Source organism: Pantoea sp. WEP, assembly GCF_041678305.1.
In the GTDB taxonomy this organism is placed as follows: domain Bacteria; phylum Pseudomonadota; class Gammaproteobacteria; order Enterobacterales; family Enterobacteriaceae; genus Pantoea; species Pantoea dispersa.
On the sequence record NZ_JBGNXB010000001.1, the window covers coordinates 57029 to 71916 of the forward strand.

The 14888-nt window shown below is 57.1% G+C and carries 15 protein-coding genes; 6 read left to right on the forward strand and 9 right to left on the reverse strand.

From position 1 onward, the window contains the following. Positions 1–20 precede the first annotated feature (20 nt). The gene (locus ABVR31_RS00265) at positions 21–785 is read right to left on the reverse strand and encodes a 4'-phosphopantetheinyl transferase superfamily protein (protein WP_031279602.1); all 765 of its coding nucleotides are present in this window, start codon (positions 783–785) and stop codon (positions 21–23) included. 293 nt (positions 786–1078) lie between these two features. Here ABVR31_RS00265 and ABVR31_RS00270 point away from each other — a divergent pair, with 293 nt between their 5' ends. Then, entirely contained in the window at positions 1079–1588 is a 510-nt protein-coding gene (locus ABVR31_RS00270) for a flavin reductase family protein (protein WP_031279601.1), read from the forward strand. 41 nt (positions 1589–1629) lie between these two features. Here ABVR31_RS00270 and ABVR31_RS00275 read toward each other — a convergent pair whose 3' ends face one another. From ABVR31_RS00275 to rpmH, 6 genes are all read right to left on the reverse strand, one after another. Further along, positions 1630–2220 carry a malonic semialdehyde reductase gene (locus ABVR31_RS00275; RefSeq protein ID WP_021506918.1) on the reverse strand — a complete coding sequence of 197 codons (591 nt, stop codon included), beginning with the start codon at positions 2218–2220 and terminating at the stop codon, positions 1630–1632. A 226-nt stretch (positions 2221–2446) separates the two neighbouring features. Continuing rightward, positions 2447–3811, reverse strand: a complete 1365-nt coding sequence (gene mnmE / locus ABVR31_RS00280; protein WP_088516155.1) for a tRNA uridine-5-carboxymethylaminomethyl(34) synthesis GTPase MnmE — start codon at positions 3809–3811, stop codon at positions 2447–2449. Between the two features lie 80 nt (positions 3812–3891). Next, entirely contained in the window at positions 3892–5538 is a 1647-nt protein-coding gene (gene yidC / locus ABVR31_RS00285; protein WP_021506916.1) for a membrane protein insertase YidC, read from the reverse strand. A gap of 2 nt (positions 5539–5540) precedes the next feature. Further along, a complete protein-coding gene (gene yidD / locus ABVR31_RS00290) occupies positions 5541–5798 on the reverse strand; it encodes a membrane protein insertion efficiency factor YidD (protein ID WP_071813586.1) in 258 nt (85 codons plus the stop codon). Continuing rightward, positions 5762–6121: a ribonuclease P protein component gene (gene rnpA / locus ABVR31_RS00295; RefSeq protein WP_040679622.1), complete on the reverse strand. Its 360-nt coding sequence runs from the start codon at positions 6119–6121 to the stop codon at positions 5762–5764. The genes yidD and rnpA overlap by 37 nt, the downstream gene beginning before the upstream one ends. A 15-nt stretch (positions 6122–6136) precedes the next feature. Then, positions 6137–6277, reverse strand: a complete 141-nt coding sequence (gene rpmH, locus ABVR31_RS00300) for a 50S ribosomal protein L34 (protein WP_000831330.1) — start codon at positions 6275–6277, stop codon at positions 6137–6139. Positions 6278–6878: 601 nt separating this feature from the next. On the opposite strand from rpmH, the gene dnaA reads away from it, so the two are divergent. The 4 genes from dnaA to gyrB all read left to right on the forward strand — a co-directional run bounded on the left by dnaA (position 6879) and on the right by gyrB (position 13079). After that, on the forward strand, positions 6879–8282 hold the full coding sequence (gene dnaA, locus ABVR31_RS00305) for a chromosomal replication initiator protein DnaA (protein WP_127833471.1): 1404 nt from the start codon (positions 6879–6881) through the stop codon (positions 8280–8282). 5 nt (positions 8283–8287) lie between these two features. After that, positions 8288–9388: a DNA polymerase III subunit beta gene (gene dnaN, locus ABVR31_RS00310; protein WP_288423912.1), complete on the forward strand. Its 1101-nt coding sequence runs from the start codon at positions 8288–8290 to the stop codon at positions 9386–9388. A gap of 179 nt (positions 9389–9567) precedes the next feature. Beyond that, entirely contained in the window at positions 9568–10653 is a 1086-nt protein-coding gene (recF, locus tag ABVR31_RS00315) for a DNA replication/repair protein RecF (protein WP_058758201.1), read from the forward strand. 17 nt (positions 10654–10670) lie between these two features. Further along, positions 10671–13079, forward strand: a complete 2409-nt coding sequence (gyrB, locus tag ABVR31_RS00320; RefSeq protein ID WP_127833470.1) for a DNA topoisomerase (ATP-hydrolyzing) subunit B — start codon at positions 10671–10673, stop codon at positions 13077–13079. Positions 13080–13121: 42 nt separating this feature from the next. Here gyrB and ABVR31_RS00325 read toward each other — a convergent pair whose 3' ends face one another. Both ABVR31_RS00325 and ABVR31_RS00330 read right to left on the reverse strand, forming a co-directional pair. Next, complete coding sequence (locus ABVR31_RS00325; RefSeq protein ID WP_058758199.1) at positions 13122–13427, reverse strand: helix-turn-helix domain-containing protein; 306 nt, start codon at positions 13425–13427, stop codon at positions 13122–13124. Further along, the gene (locus ABVR31_RS00330) at positions 13424–13777 is read right to left on the reverse strand and encodes a type II toxin-antitoxin system RelE/ParE family toxin (RefSeq protein ID WP_058758198.1); all 354 of its coding nucleotides are present in this window, start codon (positions 13775–13777) and stop codon (positions 13424–13426) included. Before ABVR31_RS00330 ends, ABVR31_RS00325 begins: the two co-directional genes overlap by 4 nt. 206 nt (positions 13778–13983) lie before the next feature. Between ABVR31_RS00330 and yidA the strand changes: the two genes are divergently transcribed. Beyond that, a complete protein-coding gene (yidA, locus tag ABVR31_RS00335) occupies positions 13984–14793 on the forward strand; it encodes a sugar-phosphatase (RefSeq protein WP_058758197.1) in 810 nt (269 codons plus the stop codon). Positions 14794–14888 lie beyond the last annotated feature (95 nt).

Consider the following 14888-nt stretch of genomic DNA (forward strand, 5'->3'; position numbering starts at 1 on the left):
AGGCCGCGGGTGTGGCCTGGTTATCCGGGATGCCTGACTTCCGGCTGGCTGGCGACACGCTCGCCGGGCAGGCTGGTGAGGCGCAGGGTGCGCGGCCCGATGTTGGGTTTGCTCATCTCCACATCGCGCAGCGACTGCCACTGCTGCTGCGCATCAATCTCCCACAGCCGTAAACGTTCAGTGCCGGGCGACAGCGCGCAGGACCACACCAGCGTCGGCTCGGCATCACACACCGCCTGAATATCGGGATAGACGCTGGATCGCAGCCGGCCGGCCGCCGGATGCAGCCGCAGCGCATCAATACCGCTGTTGGCTTCGCCGGTCAGTTTGAGGATGCTCTGGCGTAGCGTCCAGATCTGCGTCACCGCTTCCATAAAATCCTGCTGGGCGTTAATCCACGCCTTTTCACCCGATGACAGCCCCTGCGTGAGGGCATCCTGCGCCTGGCGGCTATGCGCCCGAACGATTTCCATATCCAGGCCAGCGCGCCCGCCTTCTTCCGCCAGCAGCACGCCGACCATGTTACCGGCATAGGAGATACTGAAGTCAGGCAGATTAGGATCGGCAAAGCAGGGGCGACCGCTGCTGCTGGCGATCAGCGGTGGCAGGTCACGAATACCATAGACGCGCAACATCAGCTGGGCCAGCAGCGCGCGTGCGGCAAGAAAGCGGCCGCGGCGCTTATCAGGCAGGTGCCCGGCGCTGGTCATCACATCCTGTGGAACCCGCATGGTCTCTGGGGTGAGGGGCGGGTTAACCACCCAACGAACAAAATGACTAGCCATCTGTCGCTCCGTGAAAATGGTCGGATAATCATCAGGGCTATTGTAAGAATTTTCTCATGGGTTTGCATCCGGCTTACGCTGGATAGCCAGTAAATTCAGATAAGGACGAGGCGAATCTCATTGCCATGAGCTGCAATTGAATATGAGGCTTTTGCACATTGGTGTCGGATGGGGTGCCGAAGCGGCGGATGTGGTGTAGGATTTGGACAGGAAAGAGCTGCACAATGAAGTGCTTAAATTATTCACCTATCTGCCAATCGTGCGCATCGCAAACCATGCACGTCGGAGTTGTTATGTCTGTTACCTCTCTTGCTCGCCAGGAATCGATCTCGCTGGATGAATTTCGTCACGGCATGCGCCGTCTCACTGCCGGTGTCTCGCTGGTGACCACCTCATCCAGCGGAGAAAAGTTCGGGCTGATCGCCACCTCGGTCAGCTCGCTGGCAGCGGAACCGCCCAGCCTGCTGGTCTGCGTTAACCGCAGCGCATCAAGCCATGATGCCATTCTGCAGGCGGGCTACTTTGCCGTGAACGTTCTGCGCGAGCAGCACGATGACCTGTGCGCGCAGTTCAGCTCGCCGACGCGACGCGCTGAGCGTTTCCAGAGTGGTGAATGGCAAACCCTGAATACGGGCGCGCCCGTGCTGGCTGATGCGCTGGTGAGCTTCGATTGTCAGCTGGAAAAAACGGTGGAGTGGAACACCCACAGCGTGCTGCTGGCGCGTATCGTGGGTATTGCGCTGCCGGGCGAAGCGACAGCGCCGATGGTCTACTTCAACAGCGGTTTTCACTCGCTGGGCTAAGTCATGGCGCAGCGCGTCGTGCGGCTGCGCTGCTTAACGTATCAGGCAAATTTGCTGGCTTCGTCAAAGCTCAGACGCGGCAGGCGCGGATGCAGCTTGCTGGCTTCGCCATAGCCGAGGTTGATCAGTAAGTTGACCTGCCAGTTATTTTCGCTGAAGAACGCGGCGTTAACTTTAGCCGGATCAAAACCGGACATCGGGCCGGCATCGAGTCCCAGTGAGCGGGCCGCCAGAATCAGATAGCCCGCCTGCAGGCTGCTGTTGCGAAACGCGGTCTCTTTGGCCAAATCCGGGCTGCTGGTAAACCAGCTGCGTGCATCGCCATGCGGGAACAGTTTTGGCAGTGCTTCATAAAAGGTCGGATCCCACGCCACAATCACCGTCACCGGTGCCGCCATGGTCTTATCCACATTGCCTGAGGAGAGCGCCGGCTTCAGCTTCTCTTTACCTTCCTGAGACGTCACGAACACAAAGCGGCCCGGCGAGCAGTTGGCTGAGGTTGGCCCCAGCGCCGTCAGCGCATAGAGCTGCTTCAGCACCTCCTGCGAAATCGGTTTATCCTGCCAGTAGCTATGGGTGCGGGCTTCAGTAAACAGCGCGTTCAGCGCCACGCTGTCGAGCGGTGTACTCATGTTTCTCTCCTGTTCAGGCAACAACCTGCGCCTGATTTTTAGCATGAATAATGGATGGGGCCGCTGCGTTTACGCGGCGACCCTCAACCGTTATACGACAAAGGCGAGGGCGCGCCAAATAACAAAGATGTATGTTGGTAGCGATCCCGGTGCGCCTGAATGCGCACCCTGCAGCATCGCATGAATCCCCTGTAGGGGCGCCATTCATGGCGACCTGTGACGGTGACTATTTACCAATACAAAAGCTGGAGAAAATCCGGCCCAGCAGATCGTCGGAGGTAAACTCGCCGGTGATTTCGCTCAGCGCCTGCTGCGCCAGCCGCAGCTCTTCGGCCAGCAGTTCGCCCGCCCAGGCTCCCAGCAACTGCTCTTTGCCCTGCTGTAAGTGAGTGGCTGCTAACTCCAGAGCCTGCAGGTGGCGGCGACGCGCGAGGAAGCCGCCTTCCATATTGCCGGCGAAGCCCATGCTCTGTTTCAGGTGCTCGCGCAGCGTATCGACGCCAGCACCGGTGCGCGCCGACAGGCGAATAAGTGAGTGGCCATTTACTTCTGTCAGGCCCAGCGTTTCACCGGTCATGTCCGCTTTATTACGTACCACGGTAATTGGCAACGCGGCCGGTAAGCGCGCCACGAAATCAGGCCAGATGGCGGCGGCTTCAGTGGCGTCAGTGGTGGTGCCATCCACCATGAACAGGACGCGATCCGCCTGCTCAATCTCCTGCCAGGCGCGTTCAATGCCGATACGTTCCACTTCGTCGCTGGCTTCACGCAAACCGGCGGTATCGATGATGTGCAGCGGCATGCCGTCGATGTGGATGTGCTCGCGCAGCACGTCACGCGTGGTGCCGGCGATATCAGTGACAATCGCTGCTTCGCGTCCGGCCAGTGCGTTGAGCAGGCTCGATTTCCCGGCGTTGGGACGACCGGCAATCACCACTTTCATCCCTTCACGCAGCAGGCTGCCCTGACGCGCTTCGGCGCGCACGCCGTTGAGATCGCCGATCACCGCATTCAGCTGCGCTTCGATTTTGCCGTCGGAAAGGAAGTCGATCTCCTCATCCGGAAAATCAATCGCCGCTTCCACATAGATGCGCAGGTGAGTAAGTGCTTCCACTAACGCATTAACGCGCAGTGAAAAGGCACCCTGCAGCGAGTTGACGGCGGAGCGGGCGGCCTGCTCGGAGCTGGCATCAATCAGATCGGCAATCGCTTCAGCCTGCGCCAGGTCGAGCTTGTCATTCAGAAAGGCGCGTTCCGAGAACTCGCCCGGCTGCGCAATGCGCACACCCGGCAGCGCCACGATGCGCTTCAGCAGCAGATCGAGAATCACCGGGCCGCCGTGGCCCTGCAACTCCAGCACATCTTCGCCGGTAAAGGAGTTCGGACCCGGGAACCACAGCGCGATGCCCTGATCCAGCACGCTGCCATCAGCATCGTTAAAGGGCAGATAGTCGGCGTAGCGCGGCTTCGGCAGCTTGCCCAGCACGGCCTGCGCCACCTCAGCGGCTTTGCCACCGGAAATACGCAGAATACCGACGCCACCACGGCCGGGAGGCGTCGCCTGGGCAACAATAGTGTCACTGTGGCTCATAAGTACCTTCTTCCAAAAAAAACAGGGCGGCATAAATGCCGCCCCTGGAGATGTTGCGTCCTGCTCAGCGTTGCCGGGCGTTACGCTTTCTTCTTGTCGCGGCTGTGTAAACCACGCTTTTCCAGCCCGCGATAAATCAGCTGCTGCTGGAGAATGGTTACCAGGTTGCTGACGATGTAGTACAGCACCAGACCTGATGGGAACCACAGGAAGAACACGGTAAAGATAACCGGCATGTAAGTCATGATCTTCTGCTGCATCGGATCGGTCACGGTGGTCGGTGACATCTTCTGAATGAAGAACATGGTGATACCCATGATGACCGGCAGAATGTAGTACGGGTCCTGCGCGGACAGGTCATGGATCCACAGTACAAACGGAGCATGACGCAGTTCAACGGAACCGGACAGCATGTAGTAAAGCGCCAGGAAGATTGGCATCTGGATAACCAGTGGCAGACAGCCGCCCAGCGGGTTCACTTTCTCCGCCTTATACAGCGCCATCATCTCCTGGCTCTGCTTCTGCTTATCATCACCCAGACGCTCACGCATGGCCTGAATCTTCGGCTGCAGCATACGCATCTTGGCCATCGAGGTGTACTGCGCTTTGGTCAGCGGGTACATGATGCCACGCACGATGAAGGTGATAACGATAATGGAGAAGCCCCAGTTACCGATAAAGCTGTGCAGGAATTTCAGCAGCTTAAACAGCGGCTGAGAGATGAACCACAGCCAGCCGTAATCCACGGTCAGATCGAGGTGCGGCGCGATAGCGGCCATTTTGTCCTGGATTTCCGGACCCACCCACAGAGTGGCACCGAGATCCTGCTGCGCGCCGGCGGCGATGGTCACAGGCGCCGACTTATAGCCGATTGCCGCCACACCGTTGCCGAGATTGCTGGTGTACAGCGTATTGTTACCCTGAGTGCGCGGCACCCATGCGGTCGCAAAGTACTGCTGCAGCATCGCCACCCAGCCGTTGCTGGTGGTGGTGTTCAGGTTCTCGTTATCAGCGATGGTATCGAATTTGTATTTTTCATACTTCGCATCGCTGGTCGAGTAAGCGGCACCACGGAAAGTGTGCAGCGCAAAGTTATTGCTGCCGGTATCGCGATGCTTCGGCAGATCGATCGTCTGCTTCAGCTGACCAAACATCGCCACTTCCAGCGGCTGCTGCGAGGCGTTATTGATGTTGTAGTCGACGTTAACCGCGAATTCGCCACGTTTGAACACGAAGGTTTTGGTGTAAACCACGCCGTTCTCACCGGTCCAGCTCAGCGGCACGCGCAGCTCGGTCTGGCCATCGGCCATCTCGAAGTGATCCTGGGAAGCGGTATACAGCGGACGTGCGCCGTTGTTCGGGTTATCCGGACCGTTACGGCCGGTTAAGCCGCTCTGCGCCTGATAAACGAAGGCCGGAGTGGTTTCCAGCAGCTGGAACGGTGCATCTGAACCCAGTTTGTCCGGGTAAGTCAGCAGCTGTGCCTGCTCGATATCACCGCCGCGGGTATTAATGTTAAGTGACAGGACATCAGTCTTAACGGTGATCGTTTTGCCCTGGCCGCTAGCCGGCACGCCGGAAGAGGCGGCATCACCCGCTGCGCTGCTTGTGTTCTGCGTGGTCTGGGTCTGCTGTGGCTGCGGAGCGTGGTCCGTCTGCCAGGCTTGCCAGATCATAAAAGACACGAACAGAAAAGCGATGAGAAAGAGATTGCGTTGCGAATCCATCGTTAATGTTCTCTGGTATCAAAGGTTTTTGGCGGCACCGGATCGTCGCCACCCGGGTTCAAAGGGTGGCATTTTAATACGCGTTTAATCGTCAACCAACTGCCTTTTAACATGCCGAAGCGGCGTACAGCTTCCACCCCATACTGCGAGCAGGTGGGATGGAACCGGCAATGAGGTCCCAGCAGTGGGCTGATGGCGCGTTGATAAACGCGTATCAGGGCGATCAGGAGCCGCGCGCCAGGCGACAGTGACGACGCCATAATTTCTCCAACGCTTCCGTCAGTGCACGGTTATCGAGGTCAGCAATCCCTTTTTTCGCCACGATGACAAAATCCATCGGCGGCAGCTCGTGTTGACGCAAACGAAAGCTTTCGCGGGTCAATCGCTTGATCCGGTTGCGTTCATGGGCGCGTTTCACGTGCTTCTTGGCGACGGTAAGACCGATGCGGGGATGCCCCAGCGAATTAAGGCGGCCGAGGATGGTGATTTGCGGCGTGCCAGCCCGAAGAGGTTGCTGGAAGACGAAAGTGAAATGAGCGGGAGTTAACAAACGTAACTCCCTGGGAAATGCGAGCTTAACCACGAGGGTTAGCTTTTATTACTTAGAAACGGTCAGACGAGCACGGCCTTTAGCACGACGACGTGCCAGAACCTGACGACCATTTTTAGTAGCCATACGAGCACGGAAGCCGTGAGAACGGTTGCGCTTCAGTACGGACGGTTGAAAAGTGCGTTTCATGGCGATTTCTACCTAAACTTGAAAAATTTCACTGGGTGACGCGTTTTCGGGCCAGTAAAACGACCGACGCCTCAATGTGTCTTTAATAAAGAGGCGGGATTGTAATAATTGTACAGTCCGGAGTCAATTTACTTCGCTGGGCGCGAGACCTGAAAACTCTGATACAGCCCGCTAATTCCGGGCATCAAAGCTTCACGCGCCAATGCCGGGTGGGGAATTATACGGGCTATAAAGGAAAGCGCAAGGATCGTCCAGGATCTTCTTGCGATCGCCGCGCCGATCGTAACGGCAAAAATGCGAGCGCGGCGGAAAATTTCTCGCTTTCAGCCTGATCCCCGCTCGCTTTTTCCGCAGACGGCGTAAACTGATGCATGCCTGGACACCCTGTGGATAAAATGGATCAAAACTGTGTAGAAAGGGAAGATCTCTGAGGCGCTTTGCGCTATGATCCGCCCTTCCGCTGACGATCCTCCTTGCGATCGCCGGGGATGACTACCGCGGATAGCGGTCGCAGGCGCTTTCTGACCGCCTGTGTCAAAAAAGACAGTTTCTATTATTAGCGCCTGAAATTCTTATCGATTTTGTACGAGTGGAGTCCGCCGTGTCACTTACGCTTTGGCAACAGTGTCTTGCCCGTTTGCAGGATGAGCTTCCTGCCACCGAATTCAGCATGTGGATTCGTCCGCTGCAGGCTGAATTGAACGACAATACGCTGGCCTTGTATGCACCAAATCGGTTTGTACTCGACTGGGTTCGGGATAAATATCTCAATAGTATCAATGGGCTGCTGAATGAATTCTGCGGTGCGAACGTGCCGCTGCTGCGTTTTGAGGTCGGTACGCGCCCGGCTGCGCCGGTGGCTGCTACGCAACCCGCCATGGCCAGCAGCGTCAGCGCGCCCGCACCGGCTGAGAATCGTCCGGCACCGGCACAGCCGCTGCGCCCGAGCTGGGATTCGGTTCCGGCACCGGCTGATGTGACCTACCGCTCGAACGTGAATAATCGCCACAACTTCGACAACTTCGTTGAGGGTAAATCCAACCAGCTGGCGCGCGCGGCGGCACGTCAGGTGGCGGATAATCCTGGCGGCGCTTATAACCCGCTGTTCCTGTATGGCGGCACTGGCCTCGGCAAAACGCACCTGCTGCACGCGGTGGGCAATGGCATCATCGCGCGCAAGCCGAATGCCAAAGTGGTTTATATGCACTCTGAACGCTTCGTGCAGGATATGGTGAAAGCGCTGCAGAACAACGCCATCGAGGAGTTTAAGCGCTACTACCGTTCGGTGGACGCGCTGCTGATCGATGATATTCAGTTCTTTGCCAATAAAGAGCGCTCGCAGGAAGAGTTTTTCCACACCTTCAACGCGCTGCTGGAAGGTAATCAGCAGATCATCCTGACCTCGGATCGTTACCCGAAAGAGATCAACGGGGTGGAAGATCGTCTGAAATCACGCTTTGGCTGGGGATTAACCGTGGCGATCGAGCCGCCTGAGCTGGAGACGCGTGTCGCGATCCTGATGAAAAAGGCGGACGAAAACGACATCCGTCTGCCGGGCGAAGTGGCTTTCTTTATTGCCAAGCGTCTGCGCTCTAACGTGCGTGAGCTGGAAGGGGCACTGAATCGCGTGATTGCCAATGCCAACTTTACCGGCCGTGCCATCACCATCGATTTTGTGCGCGAAGCGCTGCGCGACCTGCTGGCACTGCAGGAAAAGCTGGTGACCATCGACAACATCCAGAAGACGGTGGCCGAGTACTACAAAATTAAAGTGGCGGATTTGCTGTCGAAGCGCCGTTCGCGCTCGGTGGCGCGTCCGCGTCAAATGGCGATGGCGATGGCCAAAGAGCTCACCAACCACAGCCTGCCGGAAATTGGCGATGCGTTTGGTGGCCGTGACCATACCACCGTGCTTCATGCCTGCCGTAAAATCGAGCAGCTGCGTGAAGAGAGCCACGACATCAAAGAAGATTTCTCTAACCTCATTCGAACATTATCTTCCTGACGCATATGAAATTTATTGTTGAACGTGAGCAGTTGCTGAAGCCACTGCAACAGGTGAGTGGCCCGCTTGGCGGACGCCCGACGCTGCCGATCCTCGGAAATTTACTGCTGCAGGTGAATGAAGGCACGCTGCTGCTGACCGGTACCGATCTTGAGATGGAGATGGTGGCGCGCGTGGCGCTGACCCAGCCGCACGAATCGGGCGCGACCACCGTCCCGGCGCGTAAGTTTCTTGATATCTGCCGTGGTCTGCCTGAAGGCGCAGAGATCAGTCTGACGCTGGAAGGTGACCGCATGCTGGTGCGCTCCGGCCGCAGCCGCTTTTCGCTGTCGACGCTGCCAGCCAGCGACTTCCCAAATCTCGACGACTGGCAGAGCGAAGTGGAATTCACGTTGCCGCAGGCCACGCTCAAACGCCTGATTGAAGCCACGCAGTTCTCCATGGCGCATCAGGATGTGCGTTACTATCTCAACGGCATGCTGTTTGAGACCGAAGGCGAAGAGTTGCGCACCGTTGCCACTGACGGTCACCGTCTGGCGGTCTGTTCGATGCCTGTCGGCCAGGCGCTGCCGAACCATTCGGTGATCGTACCGCGTAAAGGTGTGATTGAGCTGGTTCGTCTGCTGGACGGCGGTGAAACGCCGCTGCAGGTGCAGATTGGCAGCAGCAACATTCGCGCGCATGTCGGCGACTTCATCTTTACGTCGAAGCTGGTTGATGGCCGTTTCCCGGATTATCGCCGTGTGTTGCCGAAGAATCCTGACAAAGCGCTGGAAGCGGGCTGCGATCTGCTGAAACAGGCTTTTGCCCGCGCGGCAATCCTGTCGAACGAGAAGTTCCGCGGCGTTCGCATCTATATCACCGAAAATCAGCTGCGCATCACCGCCAATAACCCGGAGCAGGAAGAGGCGGAAGAGATGCTGGACGTGTCGTACAGCGGCACCGAGCTGGAGATTGGTTTTAACGTCAGCTACGTGCTGGATGTGCTGAACGCGCTGAAGTGCGAAAACGTGCGTCTGCTGCTGACGGATTCGGTTTCCAGCGTGCAGATTGAAGATGTAGCCAGTCCGGCTGCGGCCTACGTCGTGATGCCCATGCGCCTGTGATCGTCTGGCGGGCTAACTTACTCGCTATTTTGCACCCGGGCAGTGCTCGCCCCTGGTCACATACTTCAGTATGCTCCCAGGGTCTGTGCGCTGGCCGTGCGCAAACTAGCTTCGCCGTTAACGCCCTCGATTGCAGGGTTAGGTGAACACCACTTCTTAATGCGCAGCTGGATTCGTTCATGGCTTTAACCCGCCTCCTGATTAAAGATTTTCGTAATATCGAGCAGGCCGATCTCACGCTGGCGCCGGGCTTTAATTTTCTTGTGGGCGCCAACGGCAGCGGTAAAACCAGCGTGCTGGAGGCGATTTATACGCTGGGCCACGGCCGCGCATTCCGCAGTTTGCAGGCCGGACGCGTAATTCGTCACGATCAGGACGCGTTTGTGTTGCACGGGCGGATTGAAGGCAGCGAGCGCGAGCTGGCGGTCGGCCTGAGTAAAAACCGCGCCGGCGACAGCAAAGTCCGCATCGACGGCAGCGACGGCCATAAAGTTGCCGAGCTGGCGCAGCTGCTGCCGATGCAGCTGATTACGCCAGAGGGGTTTACTTTGCTCAACGGCGGCCCCAAATACCGTAGAGCCTACATCGACTGGGGCTGCTTTCATGCTTATCCCGGTTTCTTTCTGGCCTGGAGCAATCTGCGTCGCCTGCTGAAACAGCGCAACGCGGCGCTGCGCCAGGTCGCGCGCTACAGCCAGATCCGGCCATGGGATCAGGAGCTGGTGCCGCTGGCAGAACAGATCAGCGCCTGGCGCGCGGAATACAGCGCAGCCATTGCCAGCGAAATCACCGCCACCTGCAGCCAGTTTTTACCGGAGTTTGCGCTGAGCTTCTCCTTCCAGCGCGGCTGGGACAAAGAGAGCGACTTCGGCGAGTTGCTGGAGCGCAACTTCGAGCGCGATCGTGCGCTCACCTACACCGCCAGCGGTCCGCACAAAGCCGATTTTCGGATTCGTGCTGAAGGCACGCCGGTGGAAGATTTACTCTCACGCGGTCAGTTAAAGCTGCTGATGTGTGCGTTGCGGTTAGCGCAGGGCGAGTACCTGACGCGCAGCAGCGGACGTCGCTGTTTGTACCTGATTGATGACTTCGCCTCCGAGCTGGATGACACCCGTCGTCGCCTGCTGGCGGAACGCCTGAAAGCCACGCAGGCTCAGGTGTTTGTCAGCGCCATTGGTGTCGAGCATGTAATCGATATGAGTGACGAAAAGGGCAAGATGTTCCGCGTGGAACAGGGTAAAATAGCGGTTCAACCTGAAGATTAAATGAGCGAGAAACGTTGATGTCGAATTCTTATGACTCCTCAAGTATCAAAGTCCTGAAAGGGCTTGATGCGGTACGCAAACGCCCGGGTATGTACATCGGCGATACGGATGACGGCACCGGTCTGCATCACATGGTATTCGAGGTCGTGGATAACGCCATCGACGAAGCGCTCGCCGGCCACTGTAGTGATATCGTGGTCACCATCCATGCCGACAACTCTGTCTCCGTACAGGATGACGGCCGTGGTATTCCGACCGGTATCCACCCGGAAGAGGGAGTCTCTGCTGCCGAAGTGATCATGACCGTACTGCATGCCGGCGGTAAGTTTGATGACAACTCTTATAAAGTTTCCGGTGGTCTGCACGGCGTCGGCGTATCGGTGGTGAACGCCCTGTCGCAGAAGCTGGAACTGACCATTCGTCGCGACGGCAAAGTGCATCAGCAAACCTACGTGCACGGTGTGCCGCAGGCGCCGCTGGCGGTGACCGGCGATACCGACGCTACCGGTACGCGCGTGCGTTTCTGGCCGAGCCACGATACGTTCACCAACGTCACCGATTTTGAATATGAAATCCTGGCGAAGCGTCTGCGCGAGCTGTCATTCCTTAACTCCGGCGTGTCGATTCGCCTGGAAGACAAGCGCGACGATAAAAACGATCACTACCACTACGAAGGTGGTATCAAAGCGTTCGTTGAATATCTCAACCGCAACAAGAACCCGATTCACCCGAATGTGTTCTACTTCTCCACCGAAAAAGACGGTATCGGCGTCGAAGTTGCGCTGCAGTGGAACGACGGTTTCCAGGAAAACATCTACTGCTTCACCAACAATATTCCGCAGCGCGACGGCGGAACGCACCTTGCCGGTTTCCGCGCGGCGATGACGCGTACGCTCAACGCCTACATGGATAAAGAAGGTTACAGCAAAAAAGCCAAAGTCAGCGCTACCGGTGACGACGCGCGTGAAGGGCTGGTGGCAGTGGTTTCGGTGAAGGTGCCGGATCCGAAATTCTCCTCTCAGACCAAAGACAAGCTGGTCTCTTCCGAGGTGAAATCGGCGGTGGAACAGCAGATGAACGAACTGCTGAGCGAATACCTGCTGGAAAATCCGTCTGACGCCAAAATCGTGGTCGGTAAAATCATCGATGCCGCGCGTGCGCGTGAAGCCGCACGTCGTGCACGTGAAATGACCCGCCGTAAAGGCGCGCTGGACCTGGCGGGCCTGCCGGGCAAGCTGGCGGACTGTCAGGAGCGCGATCCGGCGCTGTCTGAAATCTACCTGGTGGAGGGTGACTCTGCAGGCGGTTCCGCCAAGCAGGGACGTAACCGTAAGAACCAGGCGATTCTGCCGCTGAAAGGTAAAATCCTTAACGTGGAGAAAGCGCGTTTCGACAAAATGCTCTCTTCACAGGAAGTTGCCACGCTGATCACCGCGCTGGGCTGCGGTATCGGACGCGATGAGTACAACCCGGACAAGCTGCGCTATCACAGCATCATCATCATGACCGATGCGGACGTCGATGGTTCGCACATCCGTACGCTGCTGCTGACCTTCTTCTATCGCCAGATGCCGGAAATCATCGAGCGTGGCCACGTCTACATCGCGCAGCCACCGCTGTACAAGGTGAAGAAGGGCAAGCAGGAGCAGTACATTAAAGATGACGACGCGATGGATCAGTATCAGATTGCCATCGCGCTGGACGGCGCAACGCTGCACACCAACGCCAGCGCACCGGCACTGGGCGGCGAGCCGCTGGAAAGCCTGGTGGCGGAATACAACAGCACCCAGAAGATGATCAAACGTATGGAGCGCCGCTTCCCGTCTGCGCTGCTGCGCGCGCTGGTTTATCATCCAACCCTGAGCGATCTCAGCGATCAGGCTGCAGTGACCGCATGGCTGGAGAGCCTGGTGGCTTACCTGAACGAGCGCGAAGCGCATGGCAGCAGCTATGTGGCCCAGGTGCGGGAAAACCGCGAACAGCAGCGCTTTGAGCCGGTGCTGCGCGTGCGTACTCACGGCGTTGATACCGATTATCCGCTGGACAGCGAGTTCATTGACGGCGCGGAATACCGCAAAATCTGTGCACTCGGCGCGCACCTGCGTGGTTTGATTGAAGAGGATGCCTATATCGAGCGCGGCGAGCGCCGTCAGCCGGTTGCCAGCTTCGAGCAGGCAATTGACTGGCTGGTGAAAGAGTCGCGCCGCGGTCTGTCAGTGCAGCGCTATAAAGGTCTGGGCGAGATGAACCCGGATCAGCTGTGGGAAACCACCATGGATCCGGACAGCCGCCGCATGCTGCGCGTCACCATCAAAGACGCCATCGCCGCCGACCAGCTGTTCACCACGCTGATGGGCGATGCGGTTGAACCGCGCCGCGCCTTCATCGAAGAGAACGCGCTGAAAGCCGCCAACATCGATATCTGATATCGCAAAACCCTTCCCAAACGGGAAGGGTTTTTTGTTTTATTAAACGCGCAGAATTCTTCCACCCGAGCCGTCCGGCATTTCAATCAGCAGGCTTAGCTTGCCGCCCATCGCTTCAATGTAGCGCTTAATGGTGATCAGACGCTGATCGGCGCCGCCCTGCTCAATTTGCGTGATACGCGGCTGCTTAACACCCATCGCTTCCGCAACGGTTCTCTGCGATAACGCTAACTCTTCCCGCAGCAGTTGCAGGCCGGTTTCGAGAATCAGCTCATCTGCCATCAGCTGAATGTCAGCTTGCTCAGCTTCAGTAAACTCACTCTCGATAAATTTTTGTAAGTCGTTCATGAATGATTTTCCTCTGCGTTATTGAGGTAAGCCGTGAACAATTGATCTGCAAGGCATATCATCCGCGCATAAAATTGTTTGTCTCCGGATTTATTGCCAGCACACAAAATGACCGCTTTGCGTTGCGTGTCGAATGCGTATAGCGCCCGAATTGGCTGACCAGCGTACTGTATTCTCAGTTCTTTCATGTTGTGGAAGCGTGATCCGTTAACCGTATCGGCATAGGGCCGTGGCAGCAACGGGCCATAATGCTGCAGGTTTAACAGGGCCGCAGCGATGCGTTTTTTCAGTTTGTTGTCCTGTGCCCGCAACCATTCCCGGAAGGTGTCGGTAAAAATGATTTCCCACATAACGCAATTTCCATATAAGTGATTGCTTATAGTAATTTATAAGCAATCACTTATATGATCAAGCGAATCAGCAGAAGTAAAACACCAAATGCTCAAACTGGATAATGCTGCACAAAGCATGACAGGCGTTATCTGCCGATTAACTGGTCAATGTGAGCTGAATCGCGCTAGCATTAAAGCCAGACCCTGAATTAACCGAGGACGTTATGGCGATAAAACTGATTGCGATCGATATGGACGGCACGCTGCTGAATCCGCAGCACGAAATCACGGCGGGCGTCAAAGCGGCGATTGGCCGGGCGCGGGATAAAGGTGTGTCGATCGTGCTGGCCACCGGACGCCCGTTTGTTGGTGTGGAGCGCTATCTGATGGAGCTGGATCTGCGTCAGCCGGGGCAGTATTGCATCAGCAACAACGGCGCACTGGCGCACAGCGCGGACAGCGGTGAGGTGGTGGCTGAGAAGACGCTTGGCTTTGATGACTATCTCTACCTGGAGCAGCTGGCGCGCGACCTTGGGGTACATTTTCAGGCGTTCGACAAATCCTTCCTCTACACGCCAAATAAAGACATCAGTGAATACACCATTCACGAAGCCAGCCTGACCGGCATTCCGGTGCGCTATCGCGCCGTAGAGGAGATGGATCCGGCGACGCGTTTCCCGAAACTGATGATGATCGATAAACCGGAGCTGCTGGATAAAGCCATCGCCGCCTTACCGGCGCGCGCCCGCGACAGTTATACCATTCTGAAAAGTGCACCTTACTATCTCGAAATCCTTAATCCGCTGGTCAACAAAGGCTACGGCGTAAAAATGCTGGCGGAGAAACTCGGCCTGCAGCCGTCAGAAGTGATGGCGATTGGCGATCAGGAAAACGATCTGGCGATGATTGAATACGCCGGCACCGGCGTGGCGATGGGCAATGCGATTGATTCCGTGAAGCAGATTGCGCAGTTCGTGACCAAGACCAATATGGAAGATGGTGTCGCGCACGCCATTGAAGAGCTAGTGCTGTAACCCTCCTCTGATGCGGGCGGCGTTCTGCTGCCCGTCACTTCTCTGCTGAATTTTTGCTGTCAGCGCGCCGATGGGTTGTCTGTTTTGTGATCCAT

What these genes read in the sequence shown, in the direction of transcription:
- ABVR31_RS00265 (WP_031279602.1), bottom strand. Translation starts at nt 785, where the DNA reads ATGGCTAGTCATTTTGTTCGTTGGGTGGTTAACCCGCCCCTCACCCCA.
- ABVR31_RS00270 (WP_031279601.1), top strand. Translation starts at nt 1,079, where the DNA reads ATGTCTGTTACCTCTCTTGCTCGCCAGGAATCGATCTCGCTGGATGAA.
- ABVR31_RS00275 (WP_021506918.1), bottom strand. Translation starts at nt 2,220, where the DNA reads ATGAGTACACCGCTCGACAGCGTGGCGCTGAACGCGCTGTTTACTGAA.
- mnmE (WP_088516155.1), bottom strand. Translation starts at nt 3,811, where the DNA reads ATGAGCCACAGTGACACTATTGTTGCCCAGGCGACGCCTCCCGGCCGT.
- yidC (WP_021506916.1), bottom strand. Translation starts at nt 5,538, where the DNA reads ATGGATTCGCAACGCAATCTCTTTCTCATCGCTTTTCTGTTCGTGTCT.
- yidD (WP_071813586.1), bottom strand. Translation starts at nt 5,798, where the DNA reads ATGGCGTCGTCACTGTCGCCTGGCGCGCGGCTCCTGATCGCCCTGATA.
- rpmH (WP_000831330.1), bottom strand. Translation starts at nt 6,277, where the DNA reads ATGAAACGCACTTTTCAACCGTCCGTACTGAAGCGCAACCGTTCTCAC.
- dnaN (WP_288423912.1), top strand. Translation starts at nt 8,288, where the DNA reads ATGAAATTTATTGTTGAACGTGAGCAGTTGCTGAAGCCACTGCAACAG.
- recF (WP_058758201.1), top strand. Translation starts at nt 9,568, where the DNA reads ATGGCTTTAACCCGCCTCCTGATTAAAGATTTTCGTAATATCGAGCAG.
- gyrB (WP_127833470.1), top strand. Translation starts at nt 10,671, where the DNA reads ATGTCGAATTCTTATGACTCCTCAAGTATCAAAGTCCTGAAAGGGCTT.
- ABVR31_RS00325 (WP_058758199.1), bottom strand. Translation starts at nt 13,427, where the DNA reads ATGAACGACTTACAAAAATTTATCGAGAGTGAGTTTACTGAAGCTGAG.
- ABVR31_RS00330 (WP_058758198.1), bottom strand. Translation starts at nt 13,777, where the DNA reads ATGTGGGAAATCATTTTTACCGACACCTTCCGGGAATGGTTGCGGGCA.
- yidA (WP_058758197.1), top strand. Translation starts at nt 13,984, where the DNA reads ATGGCGATAAAACTGATTGCGATCGATATGGACGGCACGCTGCTGAAT.